The 21058-nt window shown below is 65.6% G+C and carries 21 protein-coding genes; 9 read left to right on the plus strand and 12 right to left on the minus strand.

Features of this window, described 5'->3' with window-relative positions; genetic code table 11:
* Positions 1-169: 169 nt before the first annotated feature.
* Complete coding sequence (locus tag SMD10_RS20110; RefSeq protein ID WP_331687524.1) at positions 170-439, plus strand: ArsR/SmtB family transcription factor; 270 nt, start codon at positions 170-172, stop codon at positions 437-439.
* Positions 440-470: 31 nt separating this feature from the next.
* Here SMD10_RS20110 and SMD10_RS20115 read toward each other — a convergent pair whose 3' ends face one another.
* Entirely contained in the window at positions 471-1472 is a 1002-nt protein-coding gene (locus SMD10_RS20115) for an efflux RND transporter periplasmic adaptor subunit (RefSeq protein ID WP_331687525.1), read from the minus strand.
* 421 nt (positions 1473-1893) lie between these two features.
* Between SMD10_RS20115 and cysG the strand changes: the two genes are divergently transcribed.
* Positions 1894-3327, plus strand: a complete 1434-nt coding sequence (gene cysG, locus SMD10_RS20120) for a siroheme synthase CysG (protein ID WP_331687542.1) — start codon at positions 1894-1896, stop codon at positions 3325-3327.
* A 182-nt stretch (positions 3328-3509) separates the two neighbouring features.
* Here cysG and SMD10_RS20125 read toward each other — a convergent pair whose 3' ends face one another.
* Positions 3510-3884 (minus strand): DUF2934 domain-containing protein, encoded by a 375-nt coding sequence (locus tag SMD10_RS20125; protein WP_331687526.1) that lies wholly within the window; start codon positions 3882-3884, stop codon positions 3510-3512.
* Between the two features lie 396 nt (positions 3885-4280).
* Between SMD10_RS20125 and SMD10_RS20130 the strand changes: the two genes are divergently transcribed.
* The 3 genes from SMD10_RS20130 (at position 4281) to SMD10_RS20140 (ending at position 6899) form a co-directional block, all read left to right on the plus strand.
* The gene (locus SMD10_RS20130) at positions 4281-4790 is read left to right on the plus strand and encodes a TadE/TadG family type IV pilus assembly protein (RefSeq protein WP_331687543.1); all 510 of its coding nucleotides are present in this window, start codon (positions 4281-4283) and stop codon (positions 4788-4790) included.
* A 79-nt stretch (positions 4791-4869) separates the two neighbouring features.
* The gene (locus SMD10_RS20135) at positions 4870-5439 is read left to right on the plus strand and encodes a TadE/TadG family type IV pilus assembly protein (protein ID WP_331687527.1); all 570 of its coding nucleotides are present in this window, start codon (positions 4870-4872) and stop codon (positions 5437-5439) included.
* An 8-nt stretch (positions 5440-5447) separates the two neighbouring features.
* Positions 5448-6899 carry a pilus assembly protein TadG-related protein gene (locus tag SMD10_RS20140; protein WP_331687528.1) on the plus strand — a complete coding sequence of 484 codons (1452 nt, stop codon included), beginning with the start codon at positions 5448-5450 and terminating at the stop codon, positions 6897-6899.
* 66 nt (positions 6900-6965) lie between these two features.
* Here the strand turns inward: SMD10_RS20140 and SMD10_RS20145 are convergent, their stop codons facing one another.
* Positions 6966-7313: a hypothetical protein gene (locus tag SMD10_RS20145; RefSeq protein ID WP_331687529.1), complete on the minus strand. Its 348-nt coding sequence runs from the start codon at positions 7311-7313 to the stop codon at positions 6966-6968.
* A gap of 73 nt (positions 7314-7386) precedes the next feature.
* Positions 7387-7734, minus strand: coding sequence for a DUF2934 domain-containing protein (locus tag SMD10_RS20150; protein WP_331687530.1), 348 nt, complete (start codon positions 7732-7734; stop codon positions 7387-7389).
* Between the two features lie 153 nt (positions 7735-7887).
* Between SMD10_RS20150 and SMD10_RS20155 the strand changes: the two genes are divergently transcribed.
* Complete coding sequence (locus tag SMD10_RS20155) at positions 7888-8451, plus strand: TlpA family protein disulfide reductase (protein ID WP_331687544.1); 564 nt, start codon at positions 7888-7890, stop codon at positions 8449-8451.
* Between the two features lie 34 nt (positions 8452-8485).
* On the opposite strand, the gene SMD10_RS20160 is transcribed toward SMD10_RS20155, so the two are convergent.
* The 7 genes from SMD10_RS20160 to SMD10_RS20190 form a co-directional block, all read right to left on the minus strand.
* Positions 8486-8986, minus strand: coding sequence for a copper chaperone PCu(A)C (locus SMD10_RS20160; protein ID WP_331687531.1), 501 nt, complete (start codon positions 8984-8986; stop codon positions 8486-8488).
* Between the two features lie 22 nt (positions 8987-9008).
* Complete coding sequence (locus tag SMD10_RS20165) at positions 9009-10325, minus strand: ABC transporter permease (protein ID WP_331687532.1); 1317 nt, start codon at positions 10323-10325, stop codon at positions 9009-9011.
* On the minus strand, positions 10318-11004 hold the full coding sequence (locus tag SMD10_RS20170) for an ABC transporter ATP-binding protein (protein WP_331687533.1): 687 nt from the start codon (positions 11002-11004) through the stop codon (positions 10318-10320). Before SMD10_RS20170 ends, SMD10_RS20165 begins: the two co-directional genes overlap by 8 nt.
* Positions 11005-11009: 5 nt before the next feature.
* Positions 11010-11432: a hypothetical protein gene (locus tag SMD10_RS20175; RefSeq protein WP_331687534.1), complete on the minus strand. Its 423-nt coding sequence runs from the start codon at positions 11430-11432 to the stop codon at positions 11010-11012.
* Between the two features lie 109 nt (positions 11433-11541).
* Complete coding sequence (locus SMD10_RS20180; protein WP_331687535.1) at positions 11542-13062, minus strand: alkaline phosphatase; 1521 nt, start codon at positions 13060-13062, stop codon at positions 11542-11544.
* Positions 13063-13184: 122 nt separating this feature from the next.
* Entirely contained in the window at positions 13185-14090 is a 906-nt protein-coding gene (locus tag SMD10_RS20185) for a D-alanyl-D-alanine carboxypeptidase family protein (RefSeq protein WP_331687536.1), read from the minus strand.
* 76 nt (positions 14091-14166) lie between these two features.
* Positions 14167-15048: a universal stress protein gene (locus SMD10_RS20190; RefSeq protein ID WP_331687537.1), complete on the minus strand. Its 882-nt coding sequence runs from the start codon at positions 15046-15048 to the stop codon at positions 14167-14169.
* A 264-nt stretch (positions 15049-15312) separates the two neighbouring features.
* On the opposite strand from SMD10_RS20190, the gene SMD10_RS20195 reads away from it, so the two are divergent.
* Positions 15313-16815: an inorganic phosphate transporter gene (locus SMD10_RS20195; protein WP_331687538.1), complete on the plus strand. Its 1503-nt coding sequence runs from the start codon at positions 15313-15315 to the stop codon at positions 16813-16815.
* Between the two features lie 84 nt (positions 16816-16899).
* Here SMD10_RS20195 and SMD10_RS20200 read toward each other — a convergent pair whose 3' ends face one another.
* Entirely contained in the window at positions 16900-17424 is a 525-nt protein-coding gene (locus SMD10_RS20200) for an NUDIX hydrolase (RefSeq protein WP_331687539.1), read from the minus strand.
* A gap of 334 nt (positions 17425-17758) precedes the next feature.
* On the opposite strand from SMD10_RS20200, the gene SMD10_RS20205 reads away from it, so the two are divergent.
* Complete coding sequence (locus SMD10_RS20205; RefSeq protein WP_331687540.1) at positions 17759-17998, plus strand: DUF3297 family protein; 240 nt, start codon at positions 17759-17761, stop codon at positions 17996-17998.
* A 71-nt stretch (positions 17999-18069) separates the two neighbouring features.
* Entirely contained in the window at positions 18070-20646 is a 2577-nt protein-coding gene (locus tag SMD10_RS20210) for a glucose/quinate/shikimate family membrane-bound PQQ-dependent dehydrogenase (protein WP_331687541.1), read from the plus strand.
* The last annotated feature ends 412 nt before the right edge of the window (positions 20647-21058 follow it).

Below are 21058 nucleotides of genomic sequence, written 5' to 3' on the forward strand. Positions count from 1 at the left end.
ATCGGGGTGGCGGGCTAATCCGCCGTGTCCATGTGGTTGTCTTTCGGCGTCTCGATGCCCGGGAGATCGAGCACGGCGTTCTTGGTTGCGCTGTATATTCGAATATTATAAATTAGAAATTATGAATGTAAAGAGCCTGATCCCAGCCTCCGAGCGGGCCGCGAGCTTGATGCGAAGTCTGTCGCATCCGCACCGGCTGCTCGTGCTGTGCGCCCTGGGTCACGGCGAAAAATCCGTGGGGCAGTTGCGGGAAGAGTTGGGCGGTATCGATCAGGCCCCGATGTCACAGCATCTGATGCGACTGAGGCTCGACGGACTGGTGGCGTCGCGTCGCGAAGGCACATCCGTCTTCTACCACATCGCCCAGCCCGAGGTGCTGCAGGTCATCCAGACGCTGCAGGCGGTCTACTGCTTTCCCCAGGAAGCCGGTGAGGACTGAAACGGATCGGACCAGTCGGCCCGGTCGACGTTCAAGGCAAGAGTATCGTGTCGCCGGCGACAAGTCCGGTCAGCACTTCGATACGCCCGCCCTCCTGGGTCTGCATCGTTTCGCCGAGCACGACGGGAACCTCGGCGGCCCCCTGCCCGCTGGTCAATCGGACGGTATCGATGCCATGGTGAGTTTTCACGGCTTCCGGCGGGATCGCGATGACGGAGCGGCGGCCGACCGGGATCCAGACGAGGGTGCGCTCGCCGACGAAATAGTCGCCAAGGCCCTCCACTTCGACATCGGCCTCGACACGGCCGCCACTGATCTCCGGATAGACCTTCGCGAGCCGGCCATCGCGCGTTTCCATCGTCTCTTCGCGGCCGCCACTCGACAGGGTCCGCTGGCCCACGGCCACGGTGTCGCCCTCGCGAATGGCGGCCGCGTGTCTCTCGGGCAGAGACAGGCGCAGGAAGTAGCCGCCACCGGCAATGCTGGCGATCTCCTCGCCCGCCAAGACGACCGAGCCGGGCGTCACCGGCACGTCGAGAACGCGGCCGTTGGCCGGGGCGAGAACGCTGCCCTCCTTGGCTTGCTGCTCGATGACCGCCTGCTCGGCCTCGGCAGCGGCGAGCTGGTTGGTGTAGACCTGGACCTGGGTCTGCGCCTGATCGACCCGGCTCTGCGGGCCGGTGCCCCGCGCCAGCAGTTCACCAGCACGCTCCAGTTCGGTCTGCGCATTGTCGAGCTGGGAGCGGACCGCCTGAACCTGGGCGGCGGCGGCCCGACGCTGGATCGCCAGCTTGTCGTCCACGACGACCGCGATCACCTGGCCTTCCGTCACCTGGGCGCCCTCGTCCACCGTGATTTCGCGCACCGTTCCGCCGATGCGCGCGCGTGCCGGCACCACGGTGCGGCTCTTGACCTGGCCGAAGACCGCCTTTGTCTCGACCACCTTGGTCGGCTCTACGAGGTATTCCGTGGCGAGCGCGGGAGCGACCGTGAAGACCATCACGACCGCAGCTATGAGAGAACGAACTGACATGCTGAATCCCGCCGATCTATTAAGACTGGGTCACGCGGCTGGTACCTGCGGCCCCCTGCGCGTTTCTTACATTAGAAATATCTAATGTTATGGCGCTATTCAAGCCCCTGCCGCGCCGTCGCCCCCGCGGCGACGGCTGGAGAGCCGGCGACTCTCGGCGTCGCGGCATTTACGAACGAACATTTCCCGCACGGCCCCTGCGGCGCAACTTCCGTTCTTGTTTCGATGCCGGGCCGTCGACATCCTTGGACGACGGTCGCGAAAAGTCTGCGAAAAACCAGGCAATGGCGGCTCCATCCAAGCTGCGCCGCTCGAACGCGACGACAACCGATCCAGGGACTGCTCGATGGTCGACCCCCAATTCCACAGCCGTGCGCTGCGGCTTCGCGAAGCCCAGGAGGCCCGTGCCCGCGCGCCGCATATGACGGCGCTCGCGTCCCTGCCGGTGTTCTACGATCTTATCGGCAAGCGCGTGGTGGTGGCAGGAGGCTCGGCGGCCGCGGCCTGGAAAGCCGAACTGCTGGCAGTCGCCGGCGCGCATGTGGCCCTCTATGCGTCCGCCGACGCCTTGTCCGACGAGATGCAGGCGCTCCTCGCCAGCACTCCGGTGGCCGGCGCGATCGAACCCATGAACCGAGACTGGGATGCGGATGTCTTCAGTGGCGCGGCGATCGCGATCGGCGACTGCGAAGACGAGGATGAGGCCGCCGCCTTCGCCGCGGCGGCCCGGACGGCAGGCGTCCCCGTCAACGTCATCGACCGGCCGGCGTTCTGCGACTTCCGGTTCGGCTCGATCGTCAATCGATCTCCGGTGGTCGTCGGCATTTCCACCGATGGCGCCGCGCCCATTCTGGGACAGGCCATCCGCCGCCGCATCGAGACCCTGCTCCCGCCCGCCCTCGCCGACTGGGCAAGGCTGGCGAGCGCCATTCGCGCAGAGGTGATGGACCGCCTGACGCCAGGCGGTCCACGCCGCGCCTTCTGGGAACGCTTCGCCGATTGGGCCTTCACCGCCAAGGCGCCGGGACACCTCGCCGAGGATGCCGCCCATCGTCTCGTCCAGGATCTGGCCCGTTCTCCGAAAGCGGGGGGCCGCGTCACCCTGGTGGGGGCCGGACCGGGCGAAGCGGAACTGCTGACGCTGAAAGCCATGCGCGCATTGCAGGCGGCCGACGTCATCCTGTTCGACGACCTCGTCTCCGACGAAATCCTCGAATTGGCGCGGCGCGAGGCCAAACGGATGCTGGTCGGCAAGCGGGCGGCGCGGGAAAGCTGCCGCCAGGAGGACATCAATGCGATGATGATCCGCTTCGCCAAGGCGGGCAAACATGTGGTTCGCCTGAAGTCCGGCGACGTCTCCGTCTTCGGCCGGGCCGGCGAGGAACTCGCCGAACTGAAGCGCGCCGGCATCCCGACCGCCATCGTGCCGGGCATCACCGCCGCCTCGGCGCTCGCCTCGGCCTTCGGCGTCTCGCTGACGCATCGCGACCACGCCAGCCAGGTGCGCTTCGTGACCGGTCATTCGAAGAGCGGCGGTTTGCCGGGCGACCTCGATTGGCAGGCGCTCGCCGAGCCGCGCGCCACCACCATCTTCTACATGGGCGCGCGCATGGCCGGAGCGATCGCGGCGCGGCTGATGGCCGAAGGGTTGCCGGCCGATACGCCCGTAGCGATCGCCGCCAACCTGTCGCGCGAGGACGAAACGCGCGATGCCGGCCGTCTGTCGGACCTGGGTGATCTGGTCGACAGGATCGGCTATGGCCGGCCACTGCTCATCGGCGTCGGCCAAGTGTTCGCCGAGGCCGCCATGCAGGCGCGCACCGCCGACGAGCCACTTCGTACCCAAGCTCTGTAAAAGCGTCGGCGGCCATGTGCGCATGAGATGCCACGCGGATGGCCGCGAGCAGGAGACTCAGACACCATACCAAGCCGAATGCCAGGCCGACGACGAAGTCCGCCGATCAGCCCGCCGAGCTTCGATGAATGGTGAGGATCGGGCCTTCGTGGCCCAGAAGCCGCGCCACAGCTACAAACAAACTACTCGGTGGTCTTGGGCTTTTTCACCGACGTGCGCGTGCGCTTGGCCGGGGCGGCGGACGTCGACGCGTCATCGCTGGCAGCGGGCACGGCCTTGACCTTCTTCGCGGCCGCTTTCACAGCTTTCGCCGCGACGCTCGAAACGCCCTCGGTCGGCTTGGCCGCAGCCCTCTTGCGCGTTTTCTTGACCGCGGGCGCCGCCGCGCCGGCCGTACCGTTCAGCACCGGTGCCGGCTCGCTTGCCGGGGCGGATGCGCCCTGCACGTCCGTCCGCGCCCGGTCCCAGTGTTCCTGATCCCGGCCGTGCGGACGTCCTTCCTGTTCCCAAATCTCGTATGCGCGCTTGCTGATCTTATCGTGGTCGGCGACCGTCATGCCTTCCCCCGTGTCAAGGCAGTCGAAAATGAGAGGCGCTGCCTTTTTGAACAAGCCGCCTCATTAACCACGTTATCCGCAATCAAGGCGACGCTGCAAGCAAATAGCGCCGTTTGTTCTTATCGCAATGGCGCGACCTCTCCGTCTCCCGACTATAGGCGGCGCCAGGGGACGATGGCGTCCGATCGCTCGACTTGTAGGAAAGCGATAGGGCGACTGTTAACGGCTGGACGATAAGCTCTTCTGATGATGCATCTCGACCTGCGCGCAGTCCGGGCGGCGTTTGGCCGCCGATCCCCGACCGCAAGTGCCCGTCGCCCTTCGAAGGCGGCGGGTTCGTCTCGTTGGGGTCAGCGAACGCGGCGAAATTTCCGTGACGAAAGCGGCGTCACCGCCATCGAGTTCGCGTTTGTCGCTCCTGTGTTGTTCATGTTGCTCATGGGGACGATCGAGGGCGGTCTGGTGCTGACGGCGGACGTGATGCTCAAGCATGCGACCTACACGGCCTCGCGGACCGGGCGCACGGGCTATTCGACATCGGAAACGACGCGCGACGAACTGGTGCGTCAGATCATCGAGGAACAGGCTGGCATCCTGATGGACACCAGCAAGATCGACATCGACAGCAAATCCTATGACGGCTTCGATACGCTGTCGGCACCGGAACCCTTCGTCGACGCCAACGAAAACGGTGTGCGCGACGACGGCGAGAACTACACCGACGTCAACGGAAACGGCCAATATGACGGCGCCACCGTCGGCATTGGCGACGCCGATTCGGTGGTCGTCTATACCGTGACCTATCCCTGGACATTCTTCACGCCGTTGATTGGCGATCTGATGGGGACGGACGGCGTGCTGACGCTCACCGCCACGGCGATCGTCCAGAACGAGCCTTGGTCGTAGAGCGATGATCGGTACCCGCAAATCTCACATGGCAAACAACATCGCGGCCGAGTTTCTTCGCGCATGCCGTAAAACCCTGTTGTCTCGACTTCGCCGCTCGGTGCTGCCGGCGCTGGCCAGCCGGTCGGGCGTCGCGGCGGTTGAGATGGCGCTGGCGGCGCCGATGCTGCTCACCATGTTGTGCGGCACCGTCGAGATCAGCCGCTTCGTGGTCGCCCATTACCAGGCGGCCCAGATGGCGACGACCGTCACGGACGCCATTGCCCGCGAAGACACCGTCAATGCTGAACTGGTCGATGCGATCTTCGATCTGTCCGCCCAGGTCATGGGTAAGGACGACTTCAGCGACAACGGCTACATCATTCTTTCATCGGTCGCCCTCGAGGAAGATCAGACGGATCCCACGGTGGAATGGCAGTGCAGCGGCGGCGGCGACTTCACGCAGATGAGTGCGATCGGCCAAGTGGGACAAACGGCGACGCTGCCGGGGAATCTGACGATCGACGAGGACGACGACGTCATCGTCGCCGAAGTCTTCTACGAATACACGCCCGTTCTGAGCTGGCTGCCGATCGAGGACACCACGATCTACAAAACCGCCGTCTTTCGACCGCGTCTCGGCGCGTTGACGACAGCGCCGGGATGCTGAGGTCAATCATGAACGGTTCGACCCCCTTGTTCCACGACATCCTCCGACGCGTCGGAACCCTCGCGCGGCGCTGCCGGCCAGACATGTCCCGGCACGCTCCGGGCGCGACGCCGAGCAGCTCATTTCGCGGCGACGGCGGCAGCGTCCTGCCGATCATCGCCATCAGCAGCCTGGCGTTGATCGGCGCCATCGGCTGTGCGGTGGACGGGGCCCGCATGGCCTTGATGCAGTCGACCCTGCAGTCGGCGATCGATGCGGCCGGCCTGTCGGCAGCCGCCAAGCTGAACACCACCGATTTCACGACGGAAGCCCGGAAGTTCACCGAGGCCAACTTCGTCAGGGGCTATGTCGGCGCCGAGATCGTTTCCTTCGTTCCGACGAAGAGCGCCAATGGCGACGTCATGACCCTGACAGCCCAGGTCGAGGCGCCGACCGTCTTCATGAGCCTGTTCGGATATGACAAGATCACTGCGACCGCCCAGACGGAGATTACCAAGGCGACGACAGGCATGGAGCTGGCGCTGGTCCTCGACGTCACCGGCTCGATGGACAGCAACGGCAAGCTGAGCGGCCTGAAGACCGCAGCGAACGACCTCATGAATATTTTGTTCGGCTCGAACACGAGCGTCGACAACTTGTTCGTCGGCATCGTACCATTTTCGCAGACGGTCAATGTCGGTACGTCGCACACGGACTGGCTGGCGTCGAGCGGCGGAAGCTGGTCGGGGTGCGTGGACGCGCGCTACGATCACCTGTCGATCACCGACGACCCGCCGAGCGAAGCGCCTTTCACGAAATATAGCGGCTCGAACTGCCCGAATGCGATTACGCCGCTCACCTCGACGAAATCGACGCTGACGACCGCCATCAACAATCTCGACGCCGCCGGTTATACCCACATCAATCTCGGCGCCGCCTGGGGCTGGCGCCTGCTCTCCCCACGCTGGCGCGGAGAGTGGGGCGGCAGCATGGATACCGACGCCCTGCCGCTCGACTACGGCACAGACAACATGGTCAAGGCGGCTATCATCATGACAGACGGCGATAATACCATGCCGTCGTCACGAACCGCCTTTGGCGAGACCGACAAGAGTAACGAGGACGACTGGACCTGCACGGAGTATACGACGCGAACCAAGTCGAACGGCCAAACAGAAACCCGGTGCAGTCAATACGAGAATCGACGCCTCGAGATCACAGTTGCCTCAAGCGCGTCCGCGAGTTCAGCCATGGTCAAGGCCTTCGACGCCGATTTGAGCAGCATCTGCACGGCCATGAAGAATGCCGGCATCATCGTCTACACGGTAGCGTTCGGCGATCCGGACAACACCACCAAAGGACTGCTGCAAGGGTGCGCAACACAGCCGAGCTACTTCTTCGATTCGCCGACCTCCGCCGATCTGGCGGAAGACTTCGAAGCGATCGCGGACTCGTTGTCGAACCTGCGCGTCAGCCGTTGACGTCAGCGGCGGCACGGCCTGCGGTCATCACCGCCGGCCGCTGCCGTGCCATCATATGATGAACGCTCACGCAGCAGCGCCGATCCGCTTGCGCGCGGCCAGCCGCGCGGCATGCCTCGTCATAAGCTTGCTTCCGACAGACGCGTGGGACACGTATCCGTCGCTGTAGCGCACCAGAAAATCGCCGCAGGCCGGAATCGAGCGACGGAAAAATCCTTCGGGAACATCCACGGAGACGAATTGCCGGCGCTCGTCGACCACCGTGATCCTGCCGGCTTCGATATCGACCCATGCGATCTCCATCGCTTCGACGACCGATACATCCGGCGATTGGCCCAAGCGCGTGCTGGGAAGATGCTTCACCGTCATGCCATTACCTCCCATCTGACAACGCGTTAACGTCAACACTTGCAATCCTTCCACCGGGGCCCGAATCGTGGCCCCCGGTAAAGGCCGGGGCCGACCGAAGCCGGCTCCGAAATCGCCATCAGGCCGCCGAACGCCGTCCGGCAACCCGATCTGAGGACCGAGCGTGAATGGATTGCCGGTCGCTGCCGTAGCGAGGCTCGCCCGGAAAAAGCTCGACGCAGTGCGGCTGCGGCTCCCAGAGTGCCCGCCTCATCCGCTCGGCTTCCCGCTCGTTCGACGGACCGGCGCTCCAGGGCTGAACCACCTCGCGGCGGACCTCTTCCTGTTCGGCCAGGCGTGCTTCCGCGTCGATTTCGCGGGCCGCCTCCGCCCAATGTTCGTGCTCGCGACCGCTCGGGCACCCTTCTCGCTCCCAAATCGCATAGGCGCGATTGCGAACGGCCTCCGCATTATCCTTGATGACCATTGCGAAAGTTCCGCATCTTTTGAAAAGTGTGTCTGCGATACATTTATCGCGATGGCGCGCCTGTGGAAGGGGGCGACGCGCGACTCAAATCGATTTTTTCTTTATTTACGGAAGCTTATCTTAAATTCAGCTAATTCCAAAGAGGGTCTCGGGATGCTGGTGACGACGGTGAAACGACTGCTGGCGGCCGCGATCATCACGGCTGTGGTCGCCCCGTCGCCATCGTGGGCCGACGACGAGGTGCCGGCCGGATCCGGCACCTTGCGCGTGTCGAATGCGGCTGGGCAGGACGTCTCCTTCGACGCGTTGCTGCCGGATGCGCCGATCATCCTGCATCTCTGGGCGACGTGGTGCATGCCCTGCCGCGTCGAACTGCCGGCGCTCGACCGATTTTCCGCAACGCTCGACGAGGCCGGGGCGAAGGATCGGCTGATCGTGGTCTCCGTCGACGCACCGCCTTACGACAAAGTGGCGATGTTTCTCGACGATGTCGGCGTCGAACGCCTGACCTCTTGGCAGGTGACGGCCGGCAATCCCGGCTCCACGTTTCGTATCTTCGGCTACCCGACGACGATCCTTCTAGGCCCCGATCGAAGCATCGAAGAGCGCTGGGCGGGGCCGGTCGACTGGGACGCCCCGTCCGTGCGCCAACACCTGCTACGGAAGCTGGCTCCCACGGCTCGACAGGAGCAATCCGCCGGACGATCCGTCGAATAGCCGGCATCGCAACCGGCCGGCACGGCGATGGCGATCAATGATTGTGGCCGGCGTGACTATGCTGGGTGGCGTCTGCGGCCTCGACCTCGACATGCACGTCCATATGTCCAATGTCGAAGATGACCTCGATCTCGATCTCGTCGCCCTGCCGGAGGGCTTGCTTCAGACCGCCGAGTTGGAGGGCCAGACCGTTCGGCGCGAGCTTCATCGTGCCGCCGGCCTTGATCGGCACGGACGGCAGCGTCTCGTAGGTACCCTCGCCCTCTCCGCTCATCGTGAATCCGACGAGCGAAACCATTTCGGCGATGCCGCTCTCGCCCCCTGTCAGCGCCACATCGGCATCGCTGCGGTTCTGGACGTCGAAGAACACCTCCGTCGTGCGCGCCGACGTCGCGCGGGTCCAGGCATGGATCACGCGGACGCCGTCAAGCTCGCTGACATGATGATCGTCGTCATGATGATCGTCCTCCGCCAGAGCGGGCCAGGCGACCGAAAGACACGCCAGAATAAGGGCGAGAGACGAGTTTCGAGACATCGGACCACTCCTTCGCTGCCGATCAGCTTCTCAGGTCGGAGACCACCGGACGCGCCAGCACTACGGCTGCCGGCACCAATGCCATCATCACGGTGATGCTGACGAAGGCGGCCACCAGGTGAAATTCGCGCCAGCCAAGCGTTGCCGAGACCAAAATATCGGTGCGCGCCGTGACGACGTCGGAGATCAGTCGCGTCGCCAGCGCGCCGACACCGATGCCGAGCGCGGCACCGCCGGCGATCAGGGCGGCGGCGAAACACCAGACCACGGCGAAGACGAAGCGCCGCGGCGCGCCGAGCGCCCGCAACAACGCCAGTTGCCGGGAGAACAGCTGGGTGATGATGACGAGGCCCGTCAGCACGCCCGCCGCCACCAGGATCTCGGTGACGACGGCGAGCACCGACATGACCTGCCGGACGTCGCCCAGCAGGCTGTGAAGCCGGGCCAGCACGGCGCCCGGAAAGAACGCCATGGTGTTGGAGCGGGTGAATTCCGATTGGAGCGCGTAATTGGCCCACAGTTCGTCGGCGCGCACCAGCACGGCCGGGGTACCGGGAAAATAGTCCGGATCGAAGGGCGGACCGAGCTGGCCGGACCGTGCCGGCGCATGGCCGTCGGCCAGCCCGTGCACCTGCCAGACCGCCTCGACCGGCACCAGAACCGCGCGATCCCAGGGGCTGCCAGTGGCCGACATCCGACCGACAACGGTGAACTCGTAACCTTTGTGTTCTTCCCCCTCGCCGCCCACGCCGTGCTGCGGCGTGAAGACGTCGCCGAGCCCGACCGGTGCCGATGCGCCCGCGATCGCTTCGCGCGGCGCCGTAAACGGCCGTCCTTCGGCGAGATCGCCGGCAAGGTGCGTGATGAACTCCGCCGTGGTGCCGACCACCGGCGCGCCGTTGAGCGAGTCGCCGAAGGCGATCGGCGCCGCGATCTCCACATGCTCGTGACGGGCGATCTCGTCATAGACCTGCCCGGACAACAACGGCACGTCGCTCGGCTGCAGGTAGACGGCGGCCAGCAACATGGTGATCTCGCTGCCGGGAGCCGCGACGATGAGCTCGAACTTTTCGGCCGCGCGCGCCGTGCCCTGGCGCAGCGCCCTTTCCTGCGAGACGAGACCGACGCCAATTCCGACCGAAACCGCGATCAAAGCGGCAAACAGCAGGCTCGGCCAGCGAAACCGCCACAGCATCGCACCGGCGAGACCGAACGGACGGTAGCCGCCGACCACGACGACGCCGACCACGATGGCCGGCAACAGCAGAAGGATCAGCCAGATCGCGTCCTGCACGGTCGGCGACAAGGCTTCCCACCACAGCATCACCGCCTCAGGCACCCCACTCTTCCTCTCCTTGCAATCGGCCGTCGACGACGTCGACGATCCGGTCCATGCGGGCGTGGAGATGAGCGTCGTGGCTAACGGCGATCAGCGTCTTTCCCGTCTCGCGCACGAGCACGGCCAGATCGTCGACCAGCCGGTCCGCGCTGGCGCGGTCGAGACTTGCGGTGGGCTCATCAGCGAGGATGATGTCGGGGTCGTGCACCAGGGCGCGCGCCACGGCCACCCGCTGCCGCTCACCGCCAGAAAAGCTGCGCACGGTCCGCCGCTCCTCGACGTCGAGCGCCAGTCGCGCCAGCACTTCGCCGGCGCGCCGGCCGATCGGCGCCCGCTCGTGCGACGGCGAGAAGGCGGCGGCAATGGCCGCGTTGGCACGGGGTCCCAGTTCCTCGAACAACAGAAAATCCTGGAAGATCAGACCGACATGGTTGCGACGAAAGGCAGTGCGCTTGGATTCACCCAGGCCGATAAGCTCGGTCTCGCCCCAGTGGACCGCCCCTTCGGCGCGTGGAATCAGGCCCGCCAAGGTAAAGAGGAGAGTCGACTTGCCGGCGCCCGACGGCCCGCGGATGCCGAGACAGACGCCCGGTTGGACGGCAAGATGATCGACAGTCAGGATCGCCCGTCCACGCGGACTGCGAACTATGAGTCCCTCAACCCGCAGGGGCAGAACCATTGCACTCAGCTCCGCTCGTAGCCTGCATCCTCGAGACGAACCCGGCTGACGAAGCCTGTCTCGGAGTCCTTGAACCGCCCCAAAGCGAGGCGGCCGCGCGTGACGATCTTCACGTTGAACGGCACCACGTCGACGACCCGCTTGGTATAGATGGCCAGGATGTCGTCCGGCCACTGGGCCTCCGACTCACAGAACGGGCAGACGGCCATCGGCCGCTTCGTCAGGACGAAAAAGCTCGATTCCGCAAGCAGCGGCGGCGCCATGAAGCCTTGCACGGCAATCCGCTGGCCCTCCATCTTTTGCGCGTAATCCGAAAAGGAAAGATCCTTGTTGTAGAGATCGCGCATCCGCACCGGATCGTCGGCGTGGGCGAGGCTGGGACAGAGTGCGCCGACACCTGCGGCGAGGAGGAAGTCGCGACGTCGCATCGTGGTCCTTCCTTGAGACGGAGTTCCCATGCCGACACCGCGCCCTCCAGGACGCGGTGTCGATGAAAGTTTGCAGGCCCGGCGACCACCGGGCCCGCCATCTCCGGCCTCAGTTCGAGCCGGTCTGTCCGGCGCTCACCGCATAATCCATCACGTGGAAGATGTAGTTCTGCTCGATGACGCCGTCGAAGAGATGCGACCACGGCCCCTTGGCCCAGACCGCGACGTCCTCGCCCGAATGGCTTTCCGAGCTCATCGGGATCAGCGACTGCTGCAGATATTCGGTGTCCTCGGCTTCTTCCTGGGTGAGGTCCGGCCGCTCGCCCGAATAGGCGCCGCCCTCCTGCTCGATCAGGACCGAGCCGGGACCGTTCAGATAGCCGATGACCGTGTAAGGCTTGCCGTCGGAGCCGAGGTTCGGCGTGTCCGCATGTTCGATCTTGGTGGTATCGACCTCGTAGCACAGGCCGAGGATCGGCGAGCCGCGGCCGCAATAGCCGTTGAGGGCGATCGAATGCTCGTGGTCGGCGGTGACGATGATGAGGGTGTCCTCGTCGTCGGTCATCTCGTCGGCCATGGCGACGGCCTTGGCGAACTCGACGCCGTCGGTGACGGTCCGGTAGGCATTGCCGTCGTGGTTGGCGTGGTCGACGCGGCCCGACTCGATCTCCAGGTAATAGCCGTTCTCGCTGTTGTTCTGGAGGTATTCGATCGCCATCCGGGTCATCTCGGTGAGCGACGGCTCGTCCTCGTCGGTCCGGTCGGCCTCGTATTTCATGTGGCTGTCTTCGAAGAGCGCCAGGACCGGCGTCTCGCCGTCGAGCTTCAGCTGCTTGGCCGTCTCGGTGTTCCAGGCGTACTGGATGCCGGCAGCCTCCGCATCCTCGATCAGGTTGGTGCTGTCGGGGCGATGGCCTTCGGTCTGCTCCTGATCCGCGAGAGTGGTGCCCTTGGGGACGAAGTATTCGCGGCCGCCGCCCATGGCGAGGTCGATCTCGCCGGACTTCATCGCGTCGACGAGCTGGCTAGCGATGTCTTTCTGAGCGGTGCAGCCCTCGGACACCTTGTCTTCCCAATCGCGGTTGGCGGTCTTGGCGTAGACGGCGGCCGGGGTGGCGTGGGTGATGCGCGCGGTGGTGACGACGCCGACCGACTTGCCCTCTTCCGACATCATCTCGGCGAAGGTGGTCAGCTCGTTGCCGGCGACTGTCGAGCAGTCGTCCCAGCGAGCGTTCTCGTTGAGGTTGATCAGATTGAACTGCTGCTTGACGCCGGTGTTCATCGAGCCCGCGGTCGGGGCGGAATCGGGCGTCTGGGCGTTGATGTTGTAGGTCTTGACCAGCGCCAGATTCGGAAACGCCTCGTAAGGCAGGACGTTCTCCTCGCCCATCATGCCCTTCTGCTGGCCGTCATAGAGGCGAATGGCATAGTTGGTGCCGATGCCCATGCCGTCGGCGATCAGAAGGATGACGTTCTTGGCCCGATTGGTGTTCGGCTGCCGCGCGACCATCTCCTGGATCTTGGTCTGCGCATCCTTATACCATTGGCTGTCCTGCTGCGCGATGTCCTGGGCGTATGCCGCAGTCGTCATCAGCGCCGAAGCCAGCCCCAGTGCTACCAGCTTGTTCATGATTGCCTCTCCGAAAGTCCGACGGGATCTCTGTCGTACGGGGGCCTTCTAGCGGGTCGATGTGACAATCATGCAACAGCGGCGGGTGCAGCCGGCACCGGCTTCAGCGCGTCATCGATCCGTCAGAGATAGCGGTCGATCAGCGCGACGACCTCTTCGTCGCGGGCGCGCGCCGTCTTGCCGCCCAGGACGACGACGATGACGCGCTTGGAGCCGCGGCGGCAGGTCGCAACCAGGTGGAAGCCGGAGTCGCGGATATAGCCGGTCTTCATGCCGTCGACGCCGGGCACCTTGCCCAGGAGATGGTTGGTCGCCTTGTAGTGCTTGCCGCCGTAGTCGAAACCGGACTCGGCGAAGAGCGGCGTGAACTGGGGAAAGTGCGAGCGAACCGCGCGGGCCAGAAGGGCGATGTCGCGGGCGGTGGAAATCTGCCGGGGGTCCGGCAGCCCCGATGGATTGACGAAATTGGTGCGGCTCATGCCAAGCGCCTTCGCCTTGGCCGTCATGGCGCGGGCAAAGGCCTCGTCGGAGCCGGCGAGATTTTCCGCGATGACGCTCGCGACGTCGTTGGCCGACTTGACCGCCAAGGCCTGGATGGCGTCGCGCACGCGGATCGTCGAGCCCGCGGTCAGGCCGAGCTTTGCAGGCGGTTTGGAGGCGGCCTCCGCAGAGACCAGCAGATCATCGTCCAGCGACAGCCGCCCAGCCTGAATCTGCTCGAAGGTGAGATAGAGCGTCATCAGCTTGGAGAGCGACGCCGGATAGCGCAGCGCATCGGCCTCCTCGGCATAGAGCACCCGGCCGGTGGCGGCGTCGATGACGATGGCGGCCGGCGCCCGCTTTTCGACCTCGCCCGACAGGATCCGGCTCGGCGGCTCGGTCGCGGCCAAGGCCGTGACGGAGGGGATCTGCAGAACCTCGGTCGGTCCCGATGCGCTTTGACAGGCGGTCAAAGACAGCACCGTCAGGCCGGCGATGACCGAGCGGCAGATCAGAGACCTCAGCCGAAGTGAAATTGGAGCGCGCAATGGAAATCCCGGACAGTGACGCTCCCGACTATCGTCCGCCCGCCGCGCCTGTCAAACCGCAGCCGCGCAGGCGCCATCATTTGCAGCACGGCTGATGCGCCGCAGCCTCACCCGGATTCAGTGAGCCATCAAGACCGGAAGCGGGGCCTGGGCCAGGATGCTTCGGGTGGTGCCTCCGAGGATCCATTCGCGCAGCCGGGTATGGCCGTAGCCGCCCATGACCAGAAGGTCCCGCGCCCGTCGCGCCGCATTCCTTCAGGATGACGTCGGAGATGCGGCCCTCGCGCCGCACGCAGCGATGCTCCACCGCCAAGCCGTGCCGCTTGAGGTGACGCGCCATTTCCTCGACGCCCTCGCCCGGTTCGCCGCCGGTTTCCTCGGTGTCCGCGACGGCGGCCAGGACAACCGTGGCGGCGCGCTTGAGAAACGGCATGGCCTCGGCGATTGCCCGCGTCGACTCGAAGGTGTCGCGCCAGGCGATCAGCACCGTCTCCAGCTTGCCCGGCTTCGCCATCTCCGGCGGGACCAGATAGACGCCGCGCCCGCCGGCGAACAACGCGGCCTCGACCAGCTCCGGCCAGCGATTGCCATCGACTCCGTAGGGCCGCAGCGCCACGAAGAGATCGTGCCCGCGAGCCGCATGGGCGATCGCCTGCACCAAGTCGCCTTCAGAACCGTCGGAACGGCGCAGGTCGCTGGCCACGCCAAGGTTGGCGAAGCGCTCGCGCAGGCGATGTTCGCTTTCGTCGCCCAGTTGGCGAGCCTGCGCGAGAAGATCGGCGATGATGTCGGCCGACGTTCCGCCGCCAAGGTCGGCCGGCATGAACCTCGTCTGGAAAATATTGGTGTAGAGGCCGACGAGATGCGCCTCGAAACGCGCCGCCAACGCCTCTGCATGGGCCAGCGTGACCGTGTCGGCGGCCGACCCGTCGAGATGAACCACCAGATCCTTCAGCATGTCGATCACCTCTCCCGGCCGGCGCTACCGGCTTCAGGCCGGCTTCGGCGGCGGACCGATCTCAACCGGCGCGGCCACCTCGATTGTCGCCGTTCGCGATTTGTCGTTTGCATGACGGTTGTTTCATTTTTTCCGTCTATCCCCAGCATCCTGCCGAGCGCGTCTTGCCTCCTTGACATGGATCATGAGACGGCCGGTGGAAGGCACGGCAAAAGGCGACAGCCGGCGTGCCGGCCGCTCCGTCCACGAACGATCGGGATATCCGTGCCCAGCAGCGCTCTCGACAAAGACCTGAAGAAGATCGGCGGCCTGGAGAGCGTGACTCGGTCGAACGCGCGCGCCGCCGCGGCACCGGGGCTGACCATCGTCTTTCTCATCGGCGCCGTGCTTCTCGCCTATCTGTCGATCGTCAGCGGGCCGCTCAATCACCTGGTGATCCTCGCCGCGGTCGCTGCCGCCTACATGGCGCTCAACATCGGCGCGAACGACGTGGCCAACAATATGGGCCCGGCCGTCGGCAGCCGCGCCCTGACGCTGACCGGCGCACTTTTGATCGCGGCAATCTGCGAAGCCGCCGGCGCTATCCTGGCCGGCGGCGACGTCGTCGGCACGATTTCCAGCGAGTTGCTCCGCCCGGTTCAGGCCATGACGGCCTCCGAGTTCATCCTGGTGATGATGGCCGCCTCGCTGGCCGCCGCCTTGTGGACGCATCTCGCCACCTTTCTCGGCGCGCCCGTCTCGACCACCCATGCGGTGGTGGGCGGCGTGGTCGGTGCTGGCATCGCGGCCGCCGGGGCGGATATCGTCGCCTGGCCGATGCTCGGCTCGATCGTGGCAAGCTGGATCATCTCGCCGGCGCTGGGCGGCGCCATCGCATCGCTGCTGCTCGCCTTCATCGACAAGGCGATCGTCGACCGGCAGGACCGGGTCGCCGCCGCGCGCATCTGGGTGCCGGTGTTCGTCGGTCTGATGACCGGCACCTTCGCCATGTATCTCGCCAGCAAGGGATTGCGTCGGGTGTGGTCACCCGGGCTTGCGACCGTTCTGGTGCTCGGCGGCGGGTTCTTCCTGCTCGGCTGGCTGCTGTCCGTCCCTCTGATCCGCCGTGGGTCGGCCGGTCTGGAAAATCGCGTCAAGCATGTGAGCACGCTGTTTGCCCTGCCGCTGATCATGGCGACCGCCCTGCTCTCGTTCGCGCACGGCGCCAACGACGTGGCGAACGCCGTCGGCCCTCTCGCCGCCATCGTCCAGGCCGCCGCCAGCGGCTCCGGCGAGGCGAGTGTGGTGGCTCTGCCGTTCTGGGTGCTGGCGATCGGCGGCGTCGGCATCGCCGTCGGCCTGTCGCTGTTCGGACCGCGGGTCATCCGCACGGTCGGCCAGATGATCACCAAGATGAACGAGATGCGGGCCTATTGCGTCGCGCTGTCGGCGGCGGTGACGGTGCTCGTCGCCTCGGCGTTCGGCCTGCCGGTGTCCTCGACCCACATCGCCGTCGGCGCCGTCTTCGGCGTCGGCTTTCTACGCGAGTTCAAGTCCAACCGGGGCCTGCGCAATCCCGGCGTCCAGCCGCGCTCGACGTTTCTCAGAACGTCGAAGCTGAACAAGACGCCCGAAGAGGCGATCAAGAACTTCCAGAAACGCGAGCGGCGCCGGCTGGTGCGCCGCCATCACATGCTGGGCATCGCGGCGGCATGGGTGATCACCGTGCCGGCCTCGATGGCGCTCTCGGCGCTGCTCTACCTGCTGCTCTACGCCCTGGCGGGCTAGCTCCATCGAGCACGAAGCGGCAATCCCGTCGGCGCCGCGGCCGATGCCAGCGCCAGCCCGAACGTTTTGGACGATCCGATCCAGCTAGAGATCGCTCTCGGCCGCTGTCCGAAACTCGATCGGCGTGGTGGCAAACGACCGCTGTGCGGCAACCCGTTCGGCCAAGCGAACGGCAAGCGCCGCCAGTGCCTTGTCGGCGATCAGCCGCTTGGCCTCCGGCAGAATGGCCCAGTGGCGATAGCGCTGGCCGTTTTCCTGCCAGCTCTCATGCTGCACCGTCACCTTGAGCGGATAGAGCTCGACATCGAGCACCTTGGAGCGGATGCCCCGCTTGAGGGTTCGGTACGATCCGATCGGCACCCGGTCGACGGTGCCTTCGACCCCGGCTTCTTCGAGAGCCTCCTGCTGGGCGGTCTGCCAGGGCGTCAAGCCATCGATCGGCGATCCCTTGGGAAAGATCCAACGGCCGCTGCGGCGCGAGGTGATGAGCAGAAAGACGGCTTGTCCGTCGACCACGGTGTAGGGCATGGCTCCCGACTGGTAAACGCCGGGACCGCCCTTCTTCAGCATGGCACGGTCCAGCCACCGGCTCTCCAAAGTCTGAAACACGCGATCCGTCCTCGTCGTGGCGCCGAATCGCGGACCCGAAGCTCGCCGTGAGGGCGCGCCGGCCGCGATACGACGGTTGCTGGCTTCGCGGTCCGCCGTCGGCGCACCGGCATTTCGGCTTGTTCGTCGTCTCTTTTGATCAAGCAACGACGCAAAGTGCAAGTGTGGACACGATATTGCACCGATCGCCTTTCGCCTGGCTGGCGCCATCGCGCCCCACCCGGCCTTGCAGGACCAAAAGCAAGGAAGCCGCAGGGATTGGCGCTCCGGCATCGTGACCTAGTTGCTGACGTGCTCGCGACGACGCCATTTTCTGACCTTCGGACCTTACGACATGACCGACCAGCCGCCTGACCGCCTCTCAATCGATCCGACCAGCCCGCATTTCGACAACGACGCGCTGCAGCGGGGCGTCGGCATCCGCTTCAAGGGCGCCGAGAAGACGAATGTCGAGGAATACTGCGTCAGCGAAGGATGGGTCCGGGTTGCCGCCGGCAATTCCAAGGATCGGTTCGGCAAACCGATGACGCTCAAGCTGAGCGGCCCGGTCGAAGCTTATTTCCGGGACGAATAGCCCATCCGACACGAAGCGCCTGCCCAGAACGAGACACTGACCGAGCGGCACGAACCGCGGAGAACGAGTGCATGAGTGATACGACGGGACCATCCGCCCGCCCTGCCCTCTGGATCACCGGCGCCATCCTGGCGATCGTCGGGCTGGGCCTCGCGGCCGGCGGTCTCTGGCTGATCGTCCTCGGCGGCAGCTGGTACTATGCCGTCGCCGGCGCCGTGCTGATCGTCACGGCAGCGCTCCTCATCGGCCGGCGGCCTGCGGCGCTGTGGATCTACGGCCTGTTCGTCGTCGGCACCCTGGCCTGGGCCTGGTGGGAGGTTGGTTTCGACTGGTGGAAGCTCGCGCCGCGCGGCGACGTGGTCGTGCTCATCGGCCTCTGGCTGTTGACTCCCTGGATCACGCGAGGTCTCGGCCGGCCGACGGTGCGCGACGCGCTCGACCGAGTCCGCGTGCATCCCGGCGTCTTTCGCGGGAGCGGCATCGTGCTGACGCTCGCCCTGGTTCTGGCGGTGGCCGCAGCCGCCTTCTCCTGGGTCTACGATCCGCCACTGCGCGCGGGCAATCTGCCCGAACGCAGCGCAGCGATGGCGGACGATCTCGGCGTGCCGGACGGCGAATGGCACGCCTACGGACGCACGGCCTACGGCCAGCGCTACTCGCCGCTGGCGCAGATCACCCCGGACAACGTCGCCCAGTTGGACGTCGCCTGGCACTATCATACAGGAGACGAGCGCGGAGAACCGGGCGACCCGACGGAAACGACCTACGAGGTGACGCCGCTCAAGATCGGCGACCGCCTCTATCTCTGCACGCCGCACCAGAACGTCATCGCGCTCGACGCCGTGACCGGCAAGGAAGTCTGGCGCTACGATCCGAAGATCCAGGGCGAGCTGGCGCTGCAGCACCTCACCTGCCGCGGCCTGTCCTACCAGCCGCCGGCGGCCCAGACGACGCGGGCCGCCAGCCAGACAACGGCGCAATCGACGGCGGACAACGCACAGACACCAGCCGAGGCAGCATCGCCGGATTCGACCGGCGCCGCGTCGCAAACGGACGGGACGCCGCAGCCAGCGGCGCCGAACGCCGCCGAACAGCCCCAGGCCGCTGCCAATGCGCGGACGGCCGATACCTGCGATGGCAAGCTGTTCATGCCCACCGCCGACGGGCGCCTGATCGCGCTCGATCCCAAAACGGGGGCGGTCTGTCCGAGCTTCGGCGACAACGGCCAGATCAACCTCTGGACCAATATGCCGAACGTCAATCCCGGCTCCTACTATTCGACCTCGCCGGTGGTGGTGACCCGCGATCTCGTCATCGTCGGCGGCACCGTGCTCGACAACGTCTCCACCAACGAGGCCTCCGGCGTCATCCGCGCCTTCAACGTCAATACGGGCGCGCTGGTGTGGAACTGGGACTCGGGCAACCCCGACCAGACTCAGCCGTTGGCGCCGGGCCAGACCTACACGCCGAACTCGCCCAACAGCTGGTCGATCTCCAGCGCCGACGAAGCGCTGGGCCTGATCTACGTGCCGCTCGGCAACCAGCCACCGGACCAGTTCGGCGGCAATCGCAGCGATGCGGTCGAACGGTTCTCCTCGTCCGTGGTGGCGCTCGATCTTGCGACCGGGCAGGTGCGCTGGGCGTTTCAGACGGTGCATCACGATCTGTGGGATTATGACGTTCCCGCCCAACCGAGCCTCATCGATCTAACGATCGACGGCCAGACCGTGCCGGCTCTGGTGCAGCCCACCAAGCAGGGCGAACTCTACGTGCTCGACCGGCGGACCGGAGAGCCCTTGCTGCCGGTCACCGAGACCCCGGCGCCGCAGGGCGCGGCCGACGGCGATCGAACGGCGCCCACACAGCCGGTCTCGGCTCTCTCCTACGATCCGCCGAGGCTGACGGGCGCCGATATGTGGGGCGCCACGATGTTCGATCAGCTCGTCTGCCGCATCCGCTTCCATCAATACCGCTACGAGGGCCGCTTCACGCCGCCCTCGGAACAAGGCTCGCTGATCTACCCCGGCAATTTTGGCGTCTTCAACTGGGGCGGCATTGCCGTCGATCCGCAGCGGCAGGTCGCCTTTACCACGCCGACCTATCTCGCCTTCACCTCGCAGCTGGTGCCGCGGGAGGATCCGACCGAGCTCTATGTCAACGACGCGCCGCCCGAAGGTGCCTTGCCCGCGCTCAACGAAAATTTCGGCGCGCCCTATGCGGTGAAGCTCGCGGCCTTCCGGTCCTTCCTCGGACTGCCCTGCCAGGCTCCGCCTTGGGGCTACGTCGCTGGCGCCGATCTGACCACCGGCAAGATCGTCTGGCAGCACAAGAACGGGACGGTGCGCGATCTTTCGCCCGTGTCTCTGCCCTTCGAGATGGGTGTGCCCAATCTCGGCGGACCCATCGTCACCGCCGGCAATCTCGCCTTCCTGTCGAGCACGCTCGACTATTTTATCCGCGCCTACGACCTGACGACGGGCGAGCAGGTGTGGAAGGCCAGGCTTCCGGCCGGCGGCCAGGCCACGCCGATGACCTATGAAGGACGTGACGGGCGGCAGTATCTTCTGGTCGTTGCGGGTGGCCACGGCTCGCTCGGCACCAAGAAGGGCGATTCCGTGATCGCCTACGCCCTGCCCCGAGAGCAGTAACGCCGGATCGAAGGCCGCCGGCGCAAAAGGCCGGCGGGCGCCCATGCGCGGCTTTTCATGCGTTCGCCGGATCGATGGCCGGACAGAGGCCCAGAGTATCGACCCGAAACGGTGCCGAGCTTTCGGATTTGTCGGCCGGACGCTTCAGCTGGTTTCGCGTGCGATGGTGCCGAAGGTGCGCAGTGGCGCAATCGTCGCAAGCCAACGGCTCACGCAATGCCGCAGTCTCCACGTCCCAGTGCGGACGACGCGGCGACAGCGTGGTCTCGAAATTCGATCGATTGAAAAGTCATGACCTCCGCCAGAGGCGGAGGTTTGGAACGCTGCGCTTGAGCCACTAGAAGTGGCTTTGCTACATCAGGCGTTCAGCTTGAACAAATCGTTGTAGTCAGACGCTTTATCGGCTTTTTCT

Origin of the sequence: Consotaella aegiceratis, assembly GCF_036541425.1 — a bacterium.
GTDB lineage: Bacteria > Pseudomonadota > Alphaproteobacteria > Rhizobiales > Rhizobiaceae > Consotaella > Consotaella aegiceratis.